Source organism: Mangrovimonas sp. YM274 (assembly GCF_030908385.1).
In the GTDB taxonomy this organism is placed as follows: Bacteria; Bacteroidota; Bacteroidia; order Flavobacteriales; family Flavobacteriaceae; genus Mangrovimonas_A.
This window is the reverse complement of sequence record NZ_CP133091.1, coordinates 3,567,253-3,588,469: the sequence shown is the minus strand read 5'-3', so window position 1 is coordinate 3,588,469 and position 21,217 is coordinate 3,567,253. Positions and strand designations below refer to the sequence as shown.

The window sequence follows — 21,217 nt, the reverse complement described above, 5'->3', positions numbered from 1 at the left end:
ATTTAATAGGTTGAAGGTATTTTGTGTAGTTGTTTTTGGAGGTAGAGATATTCCTGATTTTATTTGTATATTATTGAAACGATTGAAGTAGTATAATTGTATTTTAAATCGCTGAAAAATTGTACTTTTCGAGTTCAGTAATATATAAATGAAGCACTTATTACTAGTATTTTGTGTTGTTTTGTTAACGTCCTGTAACTACTTTGAACAAAAAAAGATCTCTTCGGATGAGCTTTTGGAGGAAGAGTTGCAAACGTTTAATTGGAAGGATGTAGACGAGTACCCTACATTTGCTTCCTGTGATTCCTCATCGGGGAAATATGTGAAAAAGCAGTGTTTTGAACAAACGCTTCAAAACATTGTGGCTACGCAATTGTCTAAACAGCACATTATAGTGTCACAAGATGTATCGGATACCATTCTACTGAAAATTACCATAGATAATAAGGGGCAATTCACCATAAATGACATCAGTTATAAGCCAATGACGGGACAACAAATTCCAGATTTGGATAGTCTATTACTTCAAAGTTTCGATTCCCTGCCAAAAATATATCCGGCCATCAAGCGAAGCCAACAGGTGGCCACGCAGTTTAGCTTGCCAATTGTGGTGAATATTCAATAAAAAGAACCTAAAGTTTAAGTTTGTACCCTAGGGTGAAATCGGTAGAAAAATGTTTGCCGTTTTCCAATCTAATGGCAGCAAGATTATTGAATCCAAACATGATGTAACTCCTGTTGGAAATGCGGTAATCAGCTCCAATTCCAAAAATAAAAGGAGCGTCGAAAATAGTTTCTTTTTCATTTGCGCTCACAACATTATCATTGTCGTCAGTATAAGTATAAGCCCTGTCCGAAAGATTCAAAGTCGCAAATTTCACATCGGCATAGATGTCAAGTCTTCTAAATTTAAGCGCTCTAAAGCGATATCCCAAAGAAATTTCGGTTGTGCGATATTCAAAATCTTTGTTTTCAAAAGTATGTCGGAATTGCAAAAATCCAGAATGTCTCTGTTTTTCGGCATTGGTAATCACTTCCAATTCGGCACCCAAAACCGAAGAGGTGTAATTCTCTGGGTTGTAGATGAAAGGGCTGTTGGTAATGCCTCCAAACACACCAAGTCGCATTTCTGGTTGGGCTTTGATATCCTGTGTTTGGTAAGAGGCATCCGAAGTGCTGTTATAACTGTCAACAAATTTTTTCAAGCTAGGTATGGTGAGGTTCACATTTTTAGTGGACATACCAGAACCTTTTGTAGCTTGTTCTAAAGTGGTTTTATATTCGTTTTGATATTTACGGGTATCTGGATTTTTGGTGTTTTTTAGCTCAACAATAGTGTTGTCGGTGGTTTTTATAAAATAGCGGTAAGTACCATTGTCTATGGTCCAAAGTAAATCAAGTGTGCCTTCAATTTCTGTTTTGAGTTCCAAAGTTTCTCCATTTACAGTGTACGAATTTTGGGAATAAATGAGACTGCTAACCAACAGACAAATAATAAGAAGTGCTTGTTTCATTGGGTTGATACTTAATATTGGAGTAAAGCTAGTAAAAATAAACTATAGTCGCCCTATTTTTTGTATGAGCGGCCTTTCCATTTGTATCCTTTAAAAATGGAATTTACGGCCACGTAGACACTGAAAAATGGATATAAAAAACTGGAAGGAACATAGGTGCCTAAATATTGTTCTTGCTCCCAAAAGCGGGAGACCTTAAAAATGAGCAGAAAATCAATACAGAATTTTAAGGTGAACAGATATACAAGCGTTCTTAAGGATGAAATATCCATAATCCAAAACAGTAATAGACAAACCAAAATGGCATTCATGGCAAAAACCGACAATGCTGTAATTTTTGAAAAGTAGCTTGAATATTTCGATGTTTTTGCAGCCCACCTGATGCGTTGCGATATTAAGAGTTTTAAACTTTTTTCAGCTGTTGTGGTTACCATGGCACCGGTGCTTTTCAAGTAATGTACATGGTCCAAACCTGTTTTGGTAGCTTTCTCTAGCATAAAAATATCATCGCCACTGGCAATACCGTTGTTGCCTTCAAAGCCATTAAGCGTATTGAAAAGTTCTTTTTTGTAGGCCAAATTGGCGCCGTTGCAAAGGAAAGGATGGCCAATTCCAAAACCTCCAATAGTAGCCCCCTGAAGGCTTAGAATGTCCAAAAGTTGAAAGCGGTCCAAAAAGGAGGTGACATGATGATAGGAAACAGGTCCGACAATAAAATGGGTATCATTGGTTTGGATAAAACTATCAAAACAATCCAACCAATATTTTGGTATTATACAATCCGCATCGGTGGTAACAATCCATTCGTTTTTTGCTGAGCCAATGGCAGTGGAAATAGCGTCTTTTTTAGGTGAATTGGAGCTGCGATGGTTCGGAATCAATTTAAAATCAACCTGTTTTCCTGAAAAATAGGTTTCAATAAGGCTAACAGAATCATCGGTGGATTCATCATTTACAAAGATGATTTCAAAAAGAGATTTAGGGTAGTTAAGATTGTATAGTGATTCTGAAAGTTTGGGCAAGTTTTGTTCTTCATTCCTAAAAGGAATGACAATGGAAAATCGCGTTTTAGGGCTGTTATCCTGAAGAAGGAAATCTGGGACCTTGTCAAATCCTACAATAAGTTTTGCAATGATGATCAAATAAGCAACGCCAATAAATAGAGCAATAAAGGTCATAGGGAATATTCGGTTTTGGGTTGTTTGAAAATCAGTACAAAATAACTGCCAATAATAGCAGGGATTGCCAAGTTAAGAAGCCACATTATGGTTGTAATGGTAATTATATGAATTTCGGGTACGCCCAATAATCCGAATAAATAGACAGCAGCCCCGCCTTTGATTACTACATCAAAAATAGCGAAACTAGGAATTACGGAGGCTAATAGGTACATGCTGGACACAACCGCCATGACTTCACCAAATGATAATGAAATGCCAAATAAGTAAAGTAATACATGCCATTGAAAGGAGAAACTAGCATATCTTAGAAATGAAAGTCCTAAGGTTTTCAAGAATACTAATTTTGGAAGCTCTCTTAAAAACTGTAGTGTTTTGCTTTGCTTGGTTGTTGTCAATTTTTTTAAACCCCAAAACACTCCTATAATGGAACCAACAAGTATTACTAGAAGTAGTGGCCATTTTAGGCTTTTGGTTAATAAAGGTAGATCGTATAAAATCACAAAGAAACATATGCCAATGGTACCCAAAATAGTTGTGATACACATTTGACTTAAGTTTCCTATAAGATTTAAGCCCATTATGCGTTTACGTATAGAAGGAGTAAAATAAATGGCTTTGGCTCCATATTCGCCAATGCGGTTTGGGGTTAACAATGAAACTGTCAAGGAACCGAAGGTTTGTACTGCGGAAGTTTTTATGGAAATAGGCTCTATAGTACTGGCCAAACTTTGCCATTTGTAGATTTCAAACCACCAATTAAAACTGCTTAGAACAACAAGAATTAGGAGGTTGTGGAGCGAAAAAAAGCTTTTTTGGGATAAAAAGAGGATGAATTCAGTAAAATCAAATGAATTGTTGTTTCCTAATTTATGGTAGATAAAATAAAAAACACCAAGAACCACGCCCAATTTCAGAAGCGCAATGAAGAATTGCTTAGTTTTGTAGGGAAAAGCTATGGTTGGCATAGTGCAAATTAAACCAAATATTACCAGATGACTTCAAATTTTAAATACAAAAAATTCCTGTTCATGTTAATGTGTATGGTGTTTGTATCTTCCTTTATGGAGGCCCAAAATGCCACTAGTGAATGGAAGTTACAGTTGGCTGTGGGGTTTAATAACCCCATTGATAATGAAAAGGATCCTATTTTCTACACGGAGTATGTCAACCTTCCAACGGTAAACATAGGATTGCAGCATATGTTTACGGAAACTTGGGGGGCGAAATTGGACGGTGGTTTCAACAGGGCTTCAAATGCTGAAAGTTCTTCAGAATTTAAATTGAATTACACTCGCATAAATGTTCAGGCAGTGTACGATTTTAATCGGTTGATTTGGTTTTGGCCAGAACCCATAGCTATAGTAGCACATGCTGGCCCGGGGGTAAGCTTTACTAAACCATTGGGTAATTATGCCGACAATACCTACACGTTTCTTAATGCTCTGGCAGGTTTGGAAGTTCATTATGGACTCTCAAGAACCTTGTCTGTTTATGGAGATGTAGGTTATGTATTTTCCTTTTCCGGAGAAGATAAGTACGATCCACACATAGAGGGCTATTCGTTTAATGGAGATATGATGTATTTCACTATAGGAATATCTATATCTTTAAGTGGCTGTGCTTATTGTTAATGAATTTATGAAGCAGGAAAAAATTATTTTGGGAATTGATCCCGGAACCACCATCATGGGGTTTGGTCTAATTAAGGTTGTAGGAAACAAGATGTCTTTTTTGCAGCTCAATGAGCTAGATCTTAAGAAGTATGATGATCATTACCTTAAATTGAAACTCATTTTTGAGCGTACCATCGAGTTGATTGAAACCCATCACCCTGACGAAATAGCCATTGAAGCTCCTTTTTTTGGGAAAAACGTCCAAAGTATGCTCAAGTTGGGAAGGGCACAGGGGGTTGCTATGGCAGCAGGTTTAAGCAGGGAAGTGCCTATTACTGAGTATTCACCCAAAAAAATAAAAATGGCCATTACAGGAAGTGGTAATGCAAGTAAAGAACAGGTGGCCAAAATGCTACAAAGTTTATTGGGCTTAAAAGCTTTACCTAAAAATTTGGATGCCACCGATGGATTGGCGGCAGCAGTGTGTCATTTTTATAATCAAGGACGCGTAGAAGTTGGCAAAAGCTATTCTGGATGGGCCAGTTTTGTAAAGCAAAATCAATCAAAGATCAATAAGCAATAACCAATTAGCAGAAATAGTTATGGTTGAAAATCCTTTGAAAGATAAATCATATCAATTGGCTTTAGCTATTGTTTGTGTTTATAAAGACATTTTAGCTAATCATAAAGAATTTGTGCTTTCTAAACAATTGTTGAGATGTGGTACTAGTATAGGAGCCAATGTCGCAGAAGCCAATGGCGCTATATCAACAGCTGACTTCTCAGCAAAAATTTCAATAGCTTATAAGGAAAGTTTAGAAACCAAATATTGGCTCAAGCTTTTAAAAGACTCAGATTATATTTCTATTAAAGTTTTTGATGATTTATTTTCGAAAACAGATGAAACATCCAAAATTTTATTTTCAATATTAAAGAAAACCCGTTTAAACAAATAATCAGTGAAGGTTAATTGTTTATTGCTAATTGATCATCGTTAATTGTCAGGTATCTATTTCCATATTCCATTTTGTAAGCAAGCGTGTTATTATTGCGACTTCCATTTTTCAACCTCTTTAAAGAAGAAGGATGCATTATTGCAATGCTTGACCAAAGAGTTACAACTACGTCATGACGAATTCCAAAACGAAATGGTTGAAACCATTTATTTTGGAGGCGGGACGCCTTCGTTATTGACGGTAGAAGAACTTCAATTGCTTATAAATGCTGTTTATGGCAATTTCAAAGTGGCTGAATCTCCTGAAATTACTTTGGAAGCCAATCCAGACGATTTAACCCCTGAAAAAATAGAAGCATTGGCCGCTTCTCGCATCAACCGGCTGAGTATTGGAATTCAATCTTTTTTTGATGAAGATTTGAAGGGGATGAATCGAGCCCATAATGCTTATGAGGCCAAGCAAGCACTAGAATTGGCAGCCCAGTTATTTGATAATATTACCATCGATTTAATTTATGGAATTCCAAACATGGATCTTAAGAAATGGGATCAAAACTTGCAGATGGCTTTTGATTTTGGTGTTCAGCATATTTCAAGTTATGCACTTACGGTAGAGCCCAAAACGGCATTGGATTCTTTTGTGAAAAAAGGAACATATCCCCCTGTGGATGAAGCCTTGGCTCTTGAGCATTTCAACCATTTAATGGAGCGCACTACAGCAGAAGGCTTTGTACATTATGAAATTTCCAATTTTGGAAAACCTGGTTTTTATTCCAAACACAATACCAGCTATTGGCAGGGTAAGCCGTACTTGGGGATAGGGCCTTCGGCGCATTCTTTCAATGCTAAAAGACGCAGTTGGAATGTGCCCAATAACTCAGCTTACATCAAAGCTATTATAGAGAGTGAGTTGCCTTCTACAGTTGAGGAATTGAGCGTGGAAGACCAATATAATGAATATGTCATGACAGGATTGCGAACCATTTGGGGCGTGTCATTGGATAAAATTGAAAGCGATTTTGGTGCTAACTTCAAGGAGTACATCCTTAAAGCGGCTAAACCTCATTTGGAAAACGGTGTGTTGGCTTTTTCCAAGGGTGATGAAGCTAGTTTATGTACTACTTCAAAGGGAAAATTCTTGGCAGATGGCATTGCTTCAGACTTGTTTTTCGTGTCTTAATACTTAAGTCTTCAAACCAAAAGCAGAAATAAAAAAATCTTCAATTAAAAGGCTTATATTTGAAACTAAAGCAAAAAAACTTTAGAGATTACCTTGTTAAATTAATAATTGATGATTGCAACAATACATTACAATTCCAAAAAATATAAAATAGACTTAACCCAACCTATAGACATTTCAATCCCCCTAATTTCTTCTGAAAGCAATGTGAATGCTTGGTATTTGGGGCCGCCAAAAATTGAGCCCGTAAAGGAAGATGATTGGGTGGCCAGCGTAGAAGATGGAGCAGTGGTTAATTTTAATAATATTTCGTTTAATCCTCATTCCCATGGTACCCATACCGAATGTGTTGGACATATTACCCCGAAAGTACATTCCATTAATAAAAACCTAAAACAGTTTTTCTTTATGGCAGAGGTAATTACGGTTGCTCCAGAAAAATTGGGAGACGATTTTGTGATATCCAAAAAGCAGGTGCAAACAGCTTTGGGTAATAAAAAGCGGGATGCCGTAGTGCTAAGGACGATTCCTAATACCAAGGAAAAACTATCCAGACAATATTCGCATACCAACCCAACTTATTTGTTGGAGGAGGTAGCCATTTATTTGAAGAAAAAAGGAATTAAACATTTGTTGGTAGACCTACCAAGTGTTGATAAAGAAAAGGATGATGGAGAGCTTTTGGCTCATAATGCGTTTTGGAATACTAATGGAAAGTTAAGGTTGGATGCCACTATTACCGAATTTATTTTTGTGCCGAACTCAGTAGAGGATGGCTCCTATTTTTTAAATCTACAAATAGCGCCTTTTGAAAACGATGCTTCCCCAAGCAAGCCCATTTTATATAAAATAGAATAGCATGAAATGGTCGCTGAAAATTGAAGAATTGCTGATGCTCCTTATGGGAGTATATGCATTTCACACTTTAACCTACAGTTGGTGGTGGTTTTTAGCCTTGTTTCTGCTCCCAGATTTGGGTATGCTGGGGTATTTGTTTAACCCTAGAATTGGAGCAATTACCTATAATTTATGCCACCACAAAGCTATTGCGGTGGCATTATTTTTATTGGGAGTATATACGGATTTGGAAATGTGGAAGTTAATTGGAGTTATCCTTTTTTCGCACGCTTCTTTTGATCGAATATTTGGTTATGGCCTTAAGTATTTTGATGATTTTAAAAATACCCATCTAGGAAAGTTGCTGTAATTATGGATATTGAACAGTTGCATGCCTATTGCCTGGGCAAACATAAAGCCACAGAAGATTTTCCTTTTGATGCGGACACTCTGGTGTTTAAGGTGCTAGGCAAAATGTTTGCCTTGATTTCTTTAGAAAAATGGGAAAGTGGTCAAAAGGCCATTAGTTTGAAATGTAATCCGGAATATGCCATAGAGCTTCGGGAGCAATACGATGGACTGATTGTTCCGGGTTTCCATTTAAACAATAAGCATTGGAATACAGTATACCTAAACGGTGAAGTTTCAAAGTCCTTGGTTTTGGAGCTAATAGATCATTCTTATGACATGGTGGTAAAGGCCATGCCAAAAAAGTTACGGGAGCAGTTGTAAAATAGTATTTAATAAAGTAATTATAAGATTACAAGCTGTTAACATTTAGGATGTTAATTTATTATTGTATATTAGTAAGACAAATCTTCGCTTGAACATAATTGTCCCCAGACTTTTATAAAGACTTCCCCCAAAAGTTTGGTTGTCCCAGATTGAGTTTTTTAAGAATTTTTTTGTTGTCAATATAGTAATCTTAAAACTTAATTAATTATGAAAACGACCAATCGGATGATGCTACTTTTAGCAATGTTGTTAATCGTAGGAGTAGGCATGACGTATGCCCAAGAGGCCCCTGAAAGACCCCAATACATAACGGTAACGACGATGCATTGGAACATGGATCTAAAAGACTTTAAAATGGATGAATGGAAAGCTGTTGAAAAGGAGTTTTTAGATAAGGTCACCAGTAAAAATGAGCATGTGGTGTCAGCAGGGTTTTATCTACATAGAATGACCCCAGACAATACAGAATTGTTATATGTTCAAGCCTTTCCAACATGGAATGATATTGATTTGGCGGCCAAAAAGAATGGGGACCTTATTGAGGCGGCATGGCCAAATGAAAAAGCCAGGGAGGCCTTTTTTGATAAGAGAAACAAATATTATTCGGCTTACCATTCCGATGAAATTTATGCTACAATGCCCAATGCAAAATTGTTCAACGATGATAATATGACAGAGAATAAAATCCTGTATGTTAGGACAGGACATTTTGCATATCCAAAAGATGGAAATGGGGATGAATTTAGAAAGGCATTTGACGATTATGCTTTACATGTATTTCACAAAAATGAATATATCAAGGGCTATTACCCCCAAGCACATGCTTATGGAGCCGATAGAACGGTGTTTGTAGAGGCTTTTATTCTTGATTCTATGGCAGACCTAGAAAAGATGTTTGACAGGAACGATGAACTTGTCAAGTCTCATTGGAAAGATGAAGCCGATCGAGAAAAAATGAATAAATTAGTAGAAAAATACTTTACTCCAGTTCATAGCGATGCAGTCTACACTGTTGTTGCCGGTTTGCGGAAGTAACCGTGATTAAACTTTTGTTGTAAAAAGGGGCTTTTTAAAAGGCTCCTTTTTTTATTAAACACTATTTTTGTCGAAATCTAAACTTTAAACCCATGGGAGTATTACAGACGTTACAGGAAAGAAGCAACAATACATGCGAGTTGTGCGGAGCATCAGATAATTTAAGTCAATATACCATCCCGCCTTCCTTGAATGAAAATGTAGCTAATGATGTATTGGTTTGTAAAACTTGTTTAGATCAAATTGAAGGTAATGCTGAAATGGACGTTAACCATTGGAGATGCCTTAACGACAGTATGTGGAATGAGCATGTTGCCGTTCAAATTATGGCTTGGCGAATGTTGCAACGTTTGCGCAGTCATGGGTGGCCACAAGATTTGTTGGATATGATGTATCTAGATGATGATGCTTTGGCATTGGCTAGGGCTACGGGAGAACATGAGGATGAAAGCAATAAAATTGTACATCGCGATGCTAATGGAGCCATTTTGGAAGCTGGAGATTCTGTGGTATTGATTAAGGATTTAAAGGTGAAAGGTTCTAGTATGGTGGCTAAACAGGGAACTGCCGTAAGACGTATTTCCCTAGATCATGAAAATGCCGAGTACATTGAAGGAAAAGTGGATGGTCAGCAAATTGTAATCATCACTAAATACGTTAAAAAAATATAGTCAATCTTCGTCTTTTTTTCGATTGAAAAGCCCCAAGCCGAAAGGAAGTATTAAAAATAGGAAGAAGAATTTACCTGTAATAACACCATAAAGGGTGACTAGTAGAGCAATGCCCAAGAGGATGTAAAGGTGTTTGGTTTTCATAACTATTTAAATATTTCAAGTTACTATTTTGCTTCCCTTTTGCAAGTGGGAGCTGTCTTTTTATTCAAGAAGCTTTAGCCTTAAAGGGTGTATTAATCTGTGCATTAAAATCTTTATTGAAATAAGCTGTAATATACCTTGGTTGTAACTTTAAAAGTTATTCTGACGAGGCTTCCCGTTGTTAGAGTTGGATATAAATCCTAAATTAGTACTACAAATCATGTAGGCCTAAACTTTAAAGTTTCTGGATTCAAATATAAATATTCCTCAAGATTAGGGCTATTAATGATTCATGGAGGATATTGAATACGAATAGGATGATTACAGGGAAAAATTATATAGGAAACACGCTTTCTGCCGAAGGAGCTTTAGTTTATAGAACGTTCAATCCAAAGGTAAATTTAGAAAACCCGGAGGAATTTACCGAAGCGACAACACAGGAAATCGACAGAGCAATGACATTGGCTACGGAAGCTTTTAAAATTTACAAATCGGTATCTGGCACAAAAAAAGCTAAGTTTTTAAATGCGATTGCCGATGAAATTTTGGACTTGGGAGAAGAACTCATCCAAATGTACTGTTCAGAGTCGGGATTGCCAGAAGACAGGGCTGAAGGTGAGCGGGCAAGAACCATTTGGCAATTGCATTCGTTTGCCGAATTATTGGAAGAAGGCAATTGGGTGGAGGCTTCCATAGATACTGCCATGCCAGATAGAACACCCAACCCCAAGCCCGATTTACGAAAAATGTTGGTTCCTTTAGGGCCGGTAGTAGTGTTTGGAGCTAGTAATTTTCCTTTGGCCTATTCTACAGCAGGGGGGGATACAGCTGCAGCTTTGGCTGCAGGATGTCCAGTCATTGTAAAATCCCATCCAATGCATTCGGGAACTGGAGAATTGGTGGCTACAGCGGTAATTAAGGCTGCCAAAAAAACAGGAATGCCCAATGGGGTGTTTTCAAATTTAAATAGCAGAGGGGTTGAAGTTGGAGCGCAATTGGTCAAGCATCCACAGGTAAAGGCGGTTGGCTTTACGGGAAGTATCAAAGGAGGACGGGCCCTGTTTGATTTGGCGTCCAAACGTGCCGAACCAATTCCAGTTTTTGCTGAAATGGGCAGTATTAATCCTGTAGTATTGTTGCCTGAAGCTTTGAAGGAAAGGGGCGAAAGTTTGGCGAAAACCTACGCTAATTCGGTGACCTTGGGAACGGGACAGTTTTGTACAAATCCAGGCTTGATTTTAGGTATCAAAGGAACTGCATTAAACAATTTTATAGAGACACTTTCTGAAGAAATTTTAAGGATAGAACCTTCATGTATGCTGCATCCTAATATTAAAGGCGCTTATGTTAGAAATAAAGAATCGGCAATACAACAAGATGGTTTGAAAGTGACGGCAAACTATGGGGAGGAGGTACAGGTTAATTACGCACAGCAAGTAGTAACTACTGTTGATGGTGCAGTGTTTTTGGAAAATCAGACCTTGCATCAGGAGGTGTTTGGTCCTTTTACAATGGTGGTACAATGTGAAAATATCGCACAGCTGGAGATGCTTATTCTGAAATTGGAAGGGCAGCTAACGGGAACGTTGATAGCTCAAGAAGAGGAAGCCGCAGCGTATCCGCAAATCATTTCTGCCTTGCAGAATAGGGTAGGACGATTAATTTATAATGGCGTGCCAACAGGAGTTGAGGTTTGTCCGTCTATGGTGCATGGAGGGCCTTATCCTGCATCTACCGATAGCCGATTTACAGCTGTGGGCGTTAATTCCATAAAACGTTGGGTGCGTCCCGTTTGCTTTCAGAATTGGCCAGATCAATTACTGCCCGATGCATTGAAAAATGATAATCCCCTGAATATTTCCCGACTGGTCAATAATATCCAAACCAATAGAAAATTATAGTATGAATTATAAGTATATAGGGCTGCTTTTGATAAGTGTTCTGCTTGGTTGCCAAAAAGAATCAAGTACCGTATCTCACGAGCCTAGGGCCAAACAACAACTGGATACCATAATCAAACATTATGAAGAGCATAAGGGCTATGATGAAGCAAAATACCCCTTAGGGCTTTATACGAAAGCCTATTATCAAGCTGAAGCTGAGTTTGCACAATTACAACTTGAGGCTTTAAATGCATTGGATGTTTCAGGTTTGAGTGAGACAGATCAAATTTCGACAGCATTGCTTGGCTTTGAACTTCAAGATATTATAGATTATTATGAATTTGAGCAGTACCTCAATCCCTTACTTTCCGATACGGGATTTCATGCCAATTTAACCTATGAGGTACGACCTTTGGCCAATTATGAACAGGTAAAGGATTACTTGAATACGCTAAATGCCATACCTGAATTTGTAAATCAGCATTTTGAAAATTTAAGGGAAGGGTTGAAGAAAGGAGTGTCGCAACCTTTGGTAATTTTTAAAGGATATGAATCTACGTATGATGATAATATTGTTGAACATTTTGAGGACAGTTATTATTACTCACCATTCAAAAATTTACCAAATGAATTAACGGAGCAGCAAAAGGATTCGGTTTTGGAGGTAGCTCAAATTGCTATTGAAACAAATGTAATTCCAGAATTCAAGCGTATCAAAACCTTTTTTGAAACTGAATATTTCCCGGCAACGAGAGCTGCTTTAGGGGTGTCTGAGACGCCTAATGGTGAAGCTTTTTATCAAAATAGAATTAATTTCTATACCACAAGCACAGAATATACGGCTGAAGATATTCATGAAATTGGATTGAGTGAAGTCGCTAGAATCAAAGCCGAAATGGAACAAATTATTACTGATTTGGGCTATAAAGGTAGCTTTGCTGAATTTTTGAAGTTTTTAAGGACAGATCCTCAGTTTTTTGCCAAAACACCACGCGAGTTGTTGATGATTGCTCGTGATATGGCCAAGCGCATTGATGCTCAGTTACCAAGGTATTTTAAAACTTTACCGCGAAAGCCTTATGGGGTGGCAGCGGTGCCAGAGGCCATTGCACCAAAATACACGACTGGACGATATATAGGTACTTCCAAAGAAAGTACCGATCCTGGATATTATTGGGTAAATACTTATGACCTGCCTAGTAGAACTTTGTATACGCTTCCGGCATTGACAGCCCATGAGGCAGTTCCTGGACACCATTTGCAAATTAGTTTGAACGAGGAACTTGGTGATAGCATTCCAAAATTCAGAAGGAATTTGTATTTGTCGGCATATGGTGAAGGTTGGGGGTTGTATGCTGAATATTTGGCTGATGAAATGGGGATTTACACTACTCCTTACGAGGAATTCGGAAAATTGACCTATGAAATGTGGCGTGCCTGTAGGTTGGTGGTGGATACTGGAATTCATGCCAAGGGCTGGACAAGGGAGCAGGTTGTAGAATTTATGGCGACCAATACAGCATTGTCTTTACATGAAATTAATACCGAAACCGATCGTTATATTTCTTGGCCTGGACAAGCCTTGTCATATAAAATAGGAGAATTAAAAATTAGGGAATTACGCCATAAGGCAGAAGCCGAATTAGGACCGAAGTTCAACATAAGGGATTTTCATGAAGTGATATTGGAGCAGGGAACCGTAACCTTGGCTATTTTAGAAAATAGGGTGAACAATTATATTCAAAGGATTAAGAGTGTCAAATAGTATGTAGTTTTGTAGAACGATGGTCAAGGAGGTTGTAGTAGTGGGGGGAGGTATTATTGGACTGTGTTCGGCTTACTATCTCCATAAGGAAGGGCATCAAGTAACAGTGGTGGATCAGTCCAATATGGATGCAGGTGCTTCATATGTCAATGCAGGATATCTGTCTCCTAGTCATATTGTGCCGCTGTCTGCTCCTGGTGTTATGAAACAGGGCCTAAAATGGATGTTCGATCCCGCAAGTCCACTTTATATCAAACCGCGATTGGATGTAGATTTTATCAAGTGGGCCTATGCTTTCAATAAAAGCTGTAATTCCAGACATGTTCAAAAAGCCATTCCCGTTATCAAGGAAATTTCTTTGATGAGTCAGGAACTGTATAATGAGCTTAAAACTTCGGAAGGATTTGGATTTCAATTGGAACATAAAGGCTTGTTAATGTTGTGTCAAACCGAAAGGATGTTGGAAGAAGAAATCCACATGGCAGAGCTAGCCAAAAAGGAAGGTCTGGAGGCTTCCGAAATTAGTTTGGAGGAATTGAAATCTTTAGAGCCCAAGGTTAAGTTAAATGTCATTGGTGGGACTTACTATACATGCGATTCGCATAGTACGCCATATGAATTTATGACTGAAATGAAAACCTATTTGAACAAAGCAGGTGTTACCTTTTTGTTGAATGAAAAGGTTGAGGACGTCACTTTGTCTGGATTAAAAATCACCCAGCTTCATACTTCAAGCCAAAGTCTAAAAGGCGATGAGTTTGTTTTGGCGGCAGGGGCCTGGAGCCCTTTGTTGAGTAAAAAAATAGGGCTTAGTTTGTTGCTTCAAGCGGGGAAAGGTTACTGTATCAATACGTTTCGGGACACCGGGATTGGTATTCCAACCATACTGGCCGAATCTAAAGTGGCGGTCACCCCTATGAATGGATTTACGCGTTTTGCAGGTACCATGGAGATTGCAGGCATCAACGATGCTGTAAATAAGGTGCGATCCAATGCTATTGCCAATGCTGTTCATCAATACTACCCTAATATTCGTCTAATCAAGCCTGAAATAGATGATGCGGCTTCAGGTTTAAGGCCTGTAACACCAGATGGTCTTCCATACATTGGCAAATCTTCAAAATGCCAAAATTTAACCATAGCCACAGGTCATGCCATGATGGGCTGGACTATGGCCACAGGTACAGGAAAATTGATTTCTGAACTTATTTCTGGAAAGCAATTATCTATGTCTGTATCTTCTTTTTCTCCCGATAGAAGGTATTGATTTACAATATCTTAATGTAAAAATAATAGGTTTAGTTTGTTGATTTCCTGTCATCTAAAGTTGTTGCATTTGGTCGAAAATAATAGACGATTAGTTTTTTTATTTTGATATTTACTTGTAAGTCAATTGATTAATAGCCCAAGTTTATTGATTAACCTTAAAAACCTATTGTTATGAGTTTGAAAATTACTAGTTACAACAACTTCTTTAAAGTTAAAGGTGTTCTTACCAAAAGAACCGTTCATTTATTCCATTCCGAATTTCACAATGTTTTTGAAAGAATCAATGCCATGACCTTAAGTATTGAAGGGGTTGAGGAAATTGATAAATACGGCATTCAAGCTTTGCTGAAATTGCACAATGAGGCTTTGGATAAACAAAAAAGTCTATCCATAATAGGGATGGGGTGTGATAGTTTGTATAATCACTTTAAATCAGAGCAATCTGCAGTAGCCTAATTAGCTTAAAGTTTTCTTTTGATGCTTGAAAAAGGCATCGGCCTGTAATTGCATCAGCTCCCTAGCTTTTTTACGCTTGTAGCTGTAGAGTTCTTCCTCTTCGGCGATATCGCTGTATACTTTATTGTTAATGGCTTTGTCTGTTTGCAATAACATGGAGCGCTCGTTCACCTTTTGTGTTACCCAAGATTTAATGGCAGTTTCGGCATCTTCCAGTTTGAAATCATATTCACCTTTAGGAGAAATAAGCTTGGCAAAAATAGGAGCCGTTTCTATGGCCAAAAAAAGAAGGAAGATAAAAAACGATGGGAGCCAAGGAAGTTCCCCCAAGGCGTTTACTCTGGCCATTAAGCCATCAAAGCCATCGATGATAGGTTGCGAGTCGCTGACTTGGCTGTTGTAATTGCTTTTTAGCAGTGTAATTTCCGATTCTAAATTTGAAATTTTATTTGCATTATCGGTTTTAAGCTGCTGTAATTCTGCCAACGCGGCATCGTGCTTTTCTCGTTTTTCTTTATACACAGGACCTTTACCTAAAAGCTTGGTGCCCGCTGTTCCTTCAGCTTCGGAGATGTAGGTGTCGTAAAGAGCATTCACCTCAGTTTCTTTACTGGTAATTTGCTGCTGCAGGTTCTTGATAGAACTTTCCAGCTCCGTGATTTTTGGAGTGTACTGTTCTGCAATTTGGTTTTGGTTGTTGAGAGTCAAGGTATTCTTCTGCTCCAATAATACTTGATTGATTTCCTTTTCAAAGATTTTAAGTTCCAATGGTTTTGAAATCACCACCGCAATAATGATGGCCAAAATTATTCTTGGGGTGGCCTGAAGGAACTCGTCAACTGCACTGTTTCTTTTTTTGATGGTCGATACAATAAAGCGGTCCAGATTAAAAATGAGCAATCCCCAGATGAGGCCAAAGAAAATGGAGGCAAATAGATTGTCAAAAACCGTGAAGAGGGCATAAGCCGAAGCAATAAAAGCCATGACTGCCGTGAAAAATACCGTAGCACCAATCCCGGCGTATTTGTTTTGTTCCCCCGAAGAACAGGTTTCCAAAATATCGCCATCGGCGCCTGAACAGATGATGAAAAATTTTTTTAACATAACGTGTTTGATTTTGATTGATAGACTATTAGAACGTGAAAAGTGAAGAAATGTTACAAAAAAAGGCTTCAAATAATTGAAGCCTTTTTTCTTAAATTTATATGAGGTCTCTTCAGACCTTATCAATCCAAAACTGTGATGACAATTGGATAGTATTTTGTTTGACTGCTAGAAGATTTTATATCGAAAATAATAACCTTATCATCTTTCTCTGCTTCCAATAGATATTGCTTGGTAATAGCATTCAACGTATTGCTGGGGATAGATTGGGTAGGTTTTCGGGGAAATTTTATTCTAAAGCTCATTAAATTCGCATTTTCAACAGAGAGGATTAAATTTTTGATGTCTTTTTTGACCATTTCGGTCGGACCAGTTTTTTGACCATTGATAAGTGCATAGGTGGTTTGGCGCGACGAATCACTTTCCGTTTCAAAACTGCTACATAAGGTTGTTTTCAGGGCACCTTTAGATCTTAATTCATCTATGATATGTTCGGCATAATTTCTGTTAGATTTTGGATCCGTTTTAATAGAAACATGTAGATGTTTGTTTTTTGCCAATAGGGCTTCAATTTCTTCTAGGCTCATGGTTTCATCATTATGGATAAGGTTTCCTTTTTCATCGAGGTAAAGGTCTAATGAGTTTAAATTTTCTTTATCAGAATTTTGCGTTGCTACGACTTCATTTTTTGTGCTAAAACCATAGGTGGTAAGTGTAACTATAGGAAGGATTAATAATGCTAGAATCCATGTTTTTGTTGATGAGGTGTTGGTTTTCATAACTGTAAAACGTTTTTTGATTAATAAATAGTTGATAGATGAGGCCAATTGAAAATTGGACTGTTTTGTGGTGTAGCTCAGTAACAGATTTTGATATGTTTTAGGATTGTATCCCTGCTTCAGCACCCCACGATCGGCTAAAAATTCATGGTTTAGTTTAATCTCTCTTTTGAACAAATAAATAATAGGGTTGAACCAAAACACAACCTTGGCAAACTCTACCAATAAATTGTCTATACTGTGGCGTTGCGTAACATGAATTTGTTCGTGGGTAAGAATTTCATTTGGGATTGTATCTGAGTTGTAAGCGTCACCTTCAATAAAAATATATTTTAAAAAAGAGTGGGGAACCGTGCCTTTTGGCATTAGCACATAAATCCAATCCTTTTGCGGTAATTGTTCATGGGTCTTTATTTGCTTCGCAATTCTGAAAATGTTCCATAGAAATTTGAAAGCAAAAAAGAGCGCTACAAAAGTGTAAATGCTCCAAATAATAATAGAAGACCAATTGGTTGTATTTTCTTGTGGTATATTGTTGTTTATAGGTATAATTTCCAATAGAGGTAAATCTGCAGGAGAGGTTTGTTCAATGTACGTTGTATACGTTATGAAGGGTATGGCAAAAGGAATGATCAAACTAGCCAACAGATAACATCTTTTGAACGTATGAAAGCTTTCCTTCTCTAAAAATACTTTATAGAACACTATAAATATTAAGAGGCAAGCAGACGAGTTGATAAGATAATGCATCATGTTATTTCTTTTTGATTTCGTTATCTATAAGCGCTTTTAAATCTTCCAATTCTTCCTTGGTCAAGTCGGTTTCCTGAGTGAAAAAGGAAGCGAATTGAGAGGCGCTGTCATTAAAAAAGTTCTTTATAAGTCCTTTTACGTGTGTAGAGAAGTAGTCTTTCTTTTTAATTAAAGGATAATATTGACGTGACTTACCGTAGGTATGATACGCAATGACACCTTTGTCGGTCATTCGTTTTAGTAAAGTAGCGACAGTTGTCTTTGCAGGTTTTGGTTCTGGGTAGGCCTCCAACAAATCTTTCATAAATGCTGTTTTGAGTTCCCAGATATAATTCATTAAATCTTCTTCGGCATTGGAGAGCTTCATGTTCTATGTTTTTAGAATTAGTTCTACTAATGTAGAATAAAAATTTGAAATACCAAATTCTGAAAATAGAAAAGTTCTTTTTATACCCTATATTTGGTACGAATACTATCTCAAATAAAATGAATAAGTTGCGTTTAAGTGTGTTGGGGATAGCCTTATGCACTATGGTTACCTTTGGACAATCGGAAACTGATATTATCAATCAAGTTAATTTGGATTCCTTGGTTTTAACCGTCAATGAATTTTCAGGCGAACAGTCTACCGTGGTCTATGGAAACACCGTTACAATTCTTAATAGGCAGCAGGCAAACAACGATACGGCGGCCGATTATTTAAAGCAGACGTTTGAACAGTGGGATAACCTTACGGTTACGGACCAAGCCTTCAATGCCAATGGTAGAAACATTGTCGCCACTCAATTAGGTACAACCAACCCAGACAATATTTATATTATTTGTGCACATTACGATAGTGTGGCCGATTATTGTGCCGATGATAATGCTAGTGGTGTAGCAACCGTATTGGAAATTGCTAGGATTCTTTCTTCCCAATGTTTGGACAATACCATCGTATACGCCCTTTGGGATGAAGAGGAAAACGGGTTGCAGGGATCTGGCTATTATGCCAATTTAGCTTCGGAAAATGATGATAACATCTTGGGAGTTCTCAATATCGATATGATGGGTTATGATGGTAACAATGATAACCATTTCGACATTGATGTTCGGGATTTTGGAAACTCTTTAAGCATGTCTGATGATATTGTGGCATTGCTTAGTACGTATGATTTCAATTTAAATGAAAATGTAGTAAATCCAGGAACTTTGGCCAGTGATCACTCCAGGTTTTGGGATGAAGGCTATTCGGCAGTTTTGGTGGGAGAGTCTTGGGAAACTAATGATCAAACGCCTTATTACCATTCGTCTTTGGATAGAATATCGACATTGAATCTTCCCTATTACCATGAATTAGCAAAATTGATCATGGCCTATATGGTCTCCAAAGGAGGATTGACAGGAGTAGATTCTGGCATCACTCAAACAGAGTCCATATTAACGGTAAATGAAACAGGAGTAACTTATCAATGGTATGATTGTGATACGGATATGCCAATTGATGGCGCCGTATTTCAATCATTTATGCCTAGTGAAGATGGAAATTATTCCGTTGAAGTAACCAATGGGGATTGTGTTGAATTTAGTGAATGCATTTCATTTAATACGTTGGGAATGGATGCCTTTTTAGAGTCGGAAGTTAAAGTACATCCTAATCCTGTTCTAGATTTTGTAAATGTTGAGGTAGTTGGGGAAGGTGCAACCGAACTAAATCTTTATGATATTAGCGGGAAGTTGGTTTTGAATTCACAGATGAAAACCAATCAGTCCCAAATTAGTTTGAAACATCTCTCTAAAGGAATCTATCTATTAGAAATACATTCTGGAAAGAAATCCGGTATGTATAAAATTGTAAAGAAATAAAAGTCACCTAGGATATAAAAAAAAGGTCTAAACTGAATTTAAAGTTTAGACCTTTTTTAGTGTTATTTAGAAAGTTCTGTAAAGTATTTGTAGAACAACGGAATGGTTTCAATACCTTTTAGGTAATTCCATACGCCGAAATGTTCGTTAGGAGAGTGGATGGCATCACTGTCTAAACCAAAGCCCATCAAAATGGTCTTGCTTTTCAGCTCCTGTTCAAATAAGGAAACAATAGGAATACTTCCGCCACTACGTTGTGGAATTGGCGTTTTTCCAAAGGTGTCGCTATAAGCTTTACTGGCGGCTTGATAGCCAATGCTGTCAATAGGCGTAACATAACCTTGACCACCGTGATGTGGTGTCACTTTTACTTTTACACCAGCAGGAGCAATGCTTTCAAAATGCGTTTTGAATAAGTCTGTGACTTCTTGCCAGTCTTGGTTTGGTACCAACCGCATGGAGATTTTAGCGTAAGCTTTACTGGCAATAACCGTTTTAGCACCTTCACCAATATAACCGCCCCAAATTCCGTTCACGTCAAGGGTAGGTCTGATGGAATTGCGTTCATTGGTAGTGTAGCCTTCTTCTCCATAAACAGCATCGATGTCCAATGCCTTTTTATAGTTTTCCAAAGAAAACGGTGCTTTAGCCATTTGGGCACGTTCCTCTTTGCTCAGTTCTTCAACTTTGTCATAAAACCCTGGAATGGTAATATGCTTGTTGTCGTCATGAAGCGAGGCAATCATTTTGGTAAGCACGTTGATGGGGTTGGCCACCGCACCGCCATATAAACCAGAGTGTAAATCTCTGTTTGGACCGGTAACTTCAACTTCAACATAACTCAAACCGCGAAGTCCTGTTGTGATAGAAGGCACATCTTTGGCAATCATTCCCGTGTCGGAAATTAAAATCACGTCATTTTTCAATTTTTCGTGATTGGCCTTTACAAAATCCCCTAGGTTTTCACTTCCAACTTCCTCTTCACCTTCAATCATGAATTTTACATTACAAGGCAACTGATTGGTCTTGGTCATAAATTCCATGGCTTTCACATGCATGTACATTTGTCCTTTGTCGTCGCAAGCGCCTCTTGCAAAAATGGCACCTTCTGGATGGAGCTCGGTAGTTTTAATAACTGGCTCAAAAGGAGGGGAAGTCCATAACTCTAATGGATCTGGTGGTTGCACGTCGTAGTGACCGTAAACAAGTACGGTTGGCAAGTTTTTATCAATTATTTTTTCTCCGTAAACAATAGGATAGCCATTGGTCTCACAAATTTCTACTAAATCACAACCGGCTGCTTCCAATTGCGTTTTAACGGCCTCGGCAGTGCTCAGTACGTCTTTTTTGTATGCTGAATCGGCGCTAATTGACGGAATTTTAAGGAGTTCGATGAGCTCGCTTAGAAAACGGTCCTTGTGCTGATCCACGTAAGATTGAATGTTTTCCATAATTAAATTTGAATTTGATTCAAAAATACGAAAAGCAGAACGATTTT

At 37.8% G+C, this 21,217-nt stretch carries 22 protein-coding genes; 15 read left to right on the top strand and 7 right to left on the bottom strand.

Annotated elements, in window-relative coordinates:
- Positions 1–148 precede the first annotated feature (148 nt).
- Entirely contained in the window at positions 149–625 is a 477-nt protein-coding gene (locus tag RBH95_RS15740) for a hypothetical protein (protein ID WP_307900517.1), read from the top strand.
- Between the two features lie 7 nt (positions 626–632).
- Here RBH95_RS15740 and RBH95_RS15735 read toward each other — a convergent pair whose 3' ends face one another.
- The 3 genes from RBH95_RS15735 to RBH95_RS15725 are packed head-to-tail and all read right to left on the bottom strand — an operon-like array spanning position 633 to position 3,660.
- The gene (locus RBH95_RS15735; RefSeq protein WP_307900516.1) at positions 633–1,514 is read right to left on the bottom strand and encodes a hypothetical protein; all 882 of its coding nucleotides are present in this window, start codon (positions 1,512–1,514) and stop codon (positions 633–635) included.
- 53 nt (positions 1,515–1,567) lie between these two features.
- A complete protein-coding gene (locus RBH95_RS15730; RefSeq protein WP_307900515.1) occupies positions 1,568–2,692 on the bottom strand; it encodes a glycosyltransferase in 1,125 nt (374 codons plus the stop codon).
- Positions 2,689–3,660: a hypothetical protein gene (locus tag RBH95_RS15725; protein WP_307900514.1), complete on the bottom strand. Its 972-nt coding sequence runs from the start codon at positions 3,658–3,660 to the stop codon at positions 2,689–2,691. Before RBH95_RS15725 ends, RBH95_RS15730 begins: the two co-directional genes overlap by 4 nt.
- 27 nt (positions 3,661–3,687) lie before the next feature.
- On the opposite strand from RBH95_RS15725, the gene RBH95_RS15720 reads away from it, so the two are divergent.
- The 13 genes from RBH95_RS15720 to RBH95_RS15660 all read left to right on the top strand — a co-directional run bounded on the left by RBH95_RS15720 (position 3,688) and on the right by RBH95_RS15660 (position 15,238).
- On the top strand, positions 3,688–4,326 hold the full coding sequence (locus tag RBH95_RS15720) for an outer membrane beta-barrel protein (RefSeq protein WP_307900513.1): 639 nt from the start codon (positions 3,688–3,690) through the stop codon (positions 4,324–4,326).
- 7 nt (positions 4,327–4,333) lie between these two features.
- A complete protein-coding gene (gene ruvC, locus RBH95_RS15715) occupies positions 4,334–4,891 on the top strand; it encodes a crossover junction endodeoxyribonuclease RuvC (protein ID WP_307900512.1) in 558 nt (185 codons plus the stop codon).
- A gap of 19 nt (positions 4,892–4,910) precedes the next feature.
- On the top strand, positions 4,911–5,264 hold the full coding sequence (locus tag RBH95_RS15710; protein WP_307900511.1) for a four helix bundle protein: 354 nt from the start codon (positions 4,911–4,913) through the stop codon (positions 5,262–5,264).
- Between the two features lie 42 nt (positions 5,265–5,306).
- Complete coding sequence (gene hemW / locus RBH95_RS15705) at positions 5,307–6,443, top strand: radical SAM family heme chaperone HemW (protein WP_307900510.1); 1,137 nt, start codon at positions 5,307–5,309, stop codon at positions 6,441–6,443.
- A gap of 111 nt (positions 6,444–6,554) precedes the next feature.
- Complete coding sequence (locus tag RBH95_RS15700; RefSeq protein ID WP_307900509.1) at positions 6,555–7,301, top strand: cyclase family protein; 747 nt, start codon at positions 6,555–6,557, stop codon at positions 7,299–7,301.
- A gap of 1 nt (position 7,302) precedes the next feature.
- Positions 7,303–7,650: a DUF4260 domain-containing protein gene (locus RBH95_RS15695; protein ID WP_307900508.1), complete on the top strand. Its 348-nt coding sequence runs from the start codon at positions 7,303–7,305 to the stop codon at positions 7,648–7,650.
- A 2-nt stretch (positions 7,651–7,652) separates the two neighbouring features.
- Positions 7,653–8,012 (top strand): MmcQ/YjbR family DNA-binding protein, encoded by a 360-nt coding sequence (locus tag RBH95_RS15690; RefSeq protein WP_307900507.1) that lies wholly within the window; start codon positions 7,653–7,655, stop codon positions 8,010–8,012.
- 210 nt (positions 8,013–8,222) lie between these two features.
- Positions 8,223–9,050, top strand: coding sequence for a hypothetical protein (locus RBH95_RS15685; protein ID WP_307900506.1), 828 nt, complete (start codon positions 8,223–8,225; stop codon positions 9,048–9,050).
- 92 nt (positions 9,051–9,142) lie between these two features.
- A complete protein-coding gene (locus RBH95_RS15680) occupies positions 9,143–9,721 on the top strand; it encodes an alkylphosphonate utilization protein (RefSeq protein WP_307900505.1) in 579 nt (192 codons plus the stop codon).
- A 461-nt stretch (positions 9,722–10,182) separates the two neighbouring features.
- Positions 10,183–11,766 (top strand): aldehyde dehydrogenase (NADP(+)), encoded by a 1,584-nt coding sequence (locus RBH95_RS15675; RefSeq protein ID WP_307900504.1) that lies wholly within the window; start codon positions 10,183–10,185, stop codon positions 11,764–11,766.
- Between the two features lies 1 nt (position 11,767).
- Positions 11,768–13,513: a DUF885 family protein gene (locus tag RBH95_RS15670; RefSeq protein ID WP_307900503.1), complete on the top strand. Its 1,746-nt coding sequence runs from the start codon at positions 11,768–11,770 to the stop codon at positions 13,511–13,513.
- Positions 13,514–13,532: 19 nt separating this feature from the next.
- Entirely contained in the window at positions 13,533–14,780 is a 1,248-nt protein-coding gene (locus tag RBH95_RS15665) for an FAD-binding oxidoreductase (RefSeq protein WP_307900502.1), read from the top strand.
- Positions 14,781–14,953: 173 nt separating this feature from the next.
- Complete coding sequence (locus RBH95_RS15660; protein ID WP_307900501.1) at positions 14,954–15,238, top strand: STAS domain-containing protein; 285 nt, start codon at positions 14,954–14,956, stop codon at positions 15,236–15,238.
- Here RBH95_RS15660 and RBH95_RS15655 read toward each other — a convergent pair whose 3' ends face one another.
- From RBH95_RS15655 to RBH95_RS15645, 3 genes are all read right to left on the bottom strand, one after another.
- Positions 15,239–16,342: a DUF4407 domain-containing protein gene (locus tag RBH95_RS15655; protein WP_307900500.1), complete on the bottom strand. Its 1,104-nt coding sequence runs from the start codon at positions 16,340–16,342 to the stop codon at positions 15,239–15,241. It abuts the gene before it with no gap.
- 122 nt (positions 16,343–16,464) lie between these two features.
- On the bottom strand, positions 16,465–17,874 hold the full coding sequence (locus RBH95_RS15650; RefSeq protein ID WP_307900499.1) for a M56 family metallopeptidase: 1,410 nt from the start codon (positions 17,872–17,874) through the stop codon (positions 16,465–16,467).
- 1 nt (position 17,875) lies between these two features.
- Entirely contained in the window at positions 17,876–18,241 is a 366-nt protein-coding gene (locus RBH95_RS15645; protein ID WP_307900498.1) for a BlaI/MecI/CopY family transcriptional regulator, read from the bottom strand.
- A 119-nt stretch (positions 18,242–18,360) separates the two neighbouring features.
- On the opposite strand from RBH95_RS15645, the gene RBH95_RS15640 reads away from it, so the two are divergent.
- The gene (locus tag RBH95_RS15640; protein ID WP_307900497.1) at positions 18,361–19,719 is read left to right on the top strand and encodes a M28 family peptidase; all 1,359 of its coding nucleotides are present in this window, start codon (positions 18,361–18,363) and stop codon (positions 19,717–19,719) included.
- Between the two features lie 62 nt (positions 19,720–19,781).
- Here RBH95_RS15640 and RBH95_RS15635 read toward each other — a convergent pair whose 3' ends face one another.
- Positions 19,782–21,170, bottom strand: a complete 1,389-nt coding sequence (locus RBH95_RS15635; RefSeq protein ID WP_307900496.1) for a dipeptidase — start codon at positions 21,168–21,170, stop codon at positions 19,782–19,784.
- Positions 21,171–21,217 lie beyond the last annotated feature (47 nt).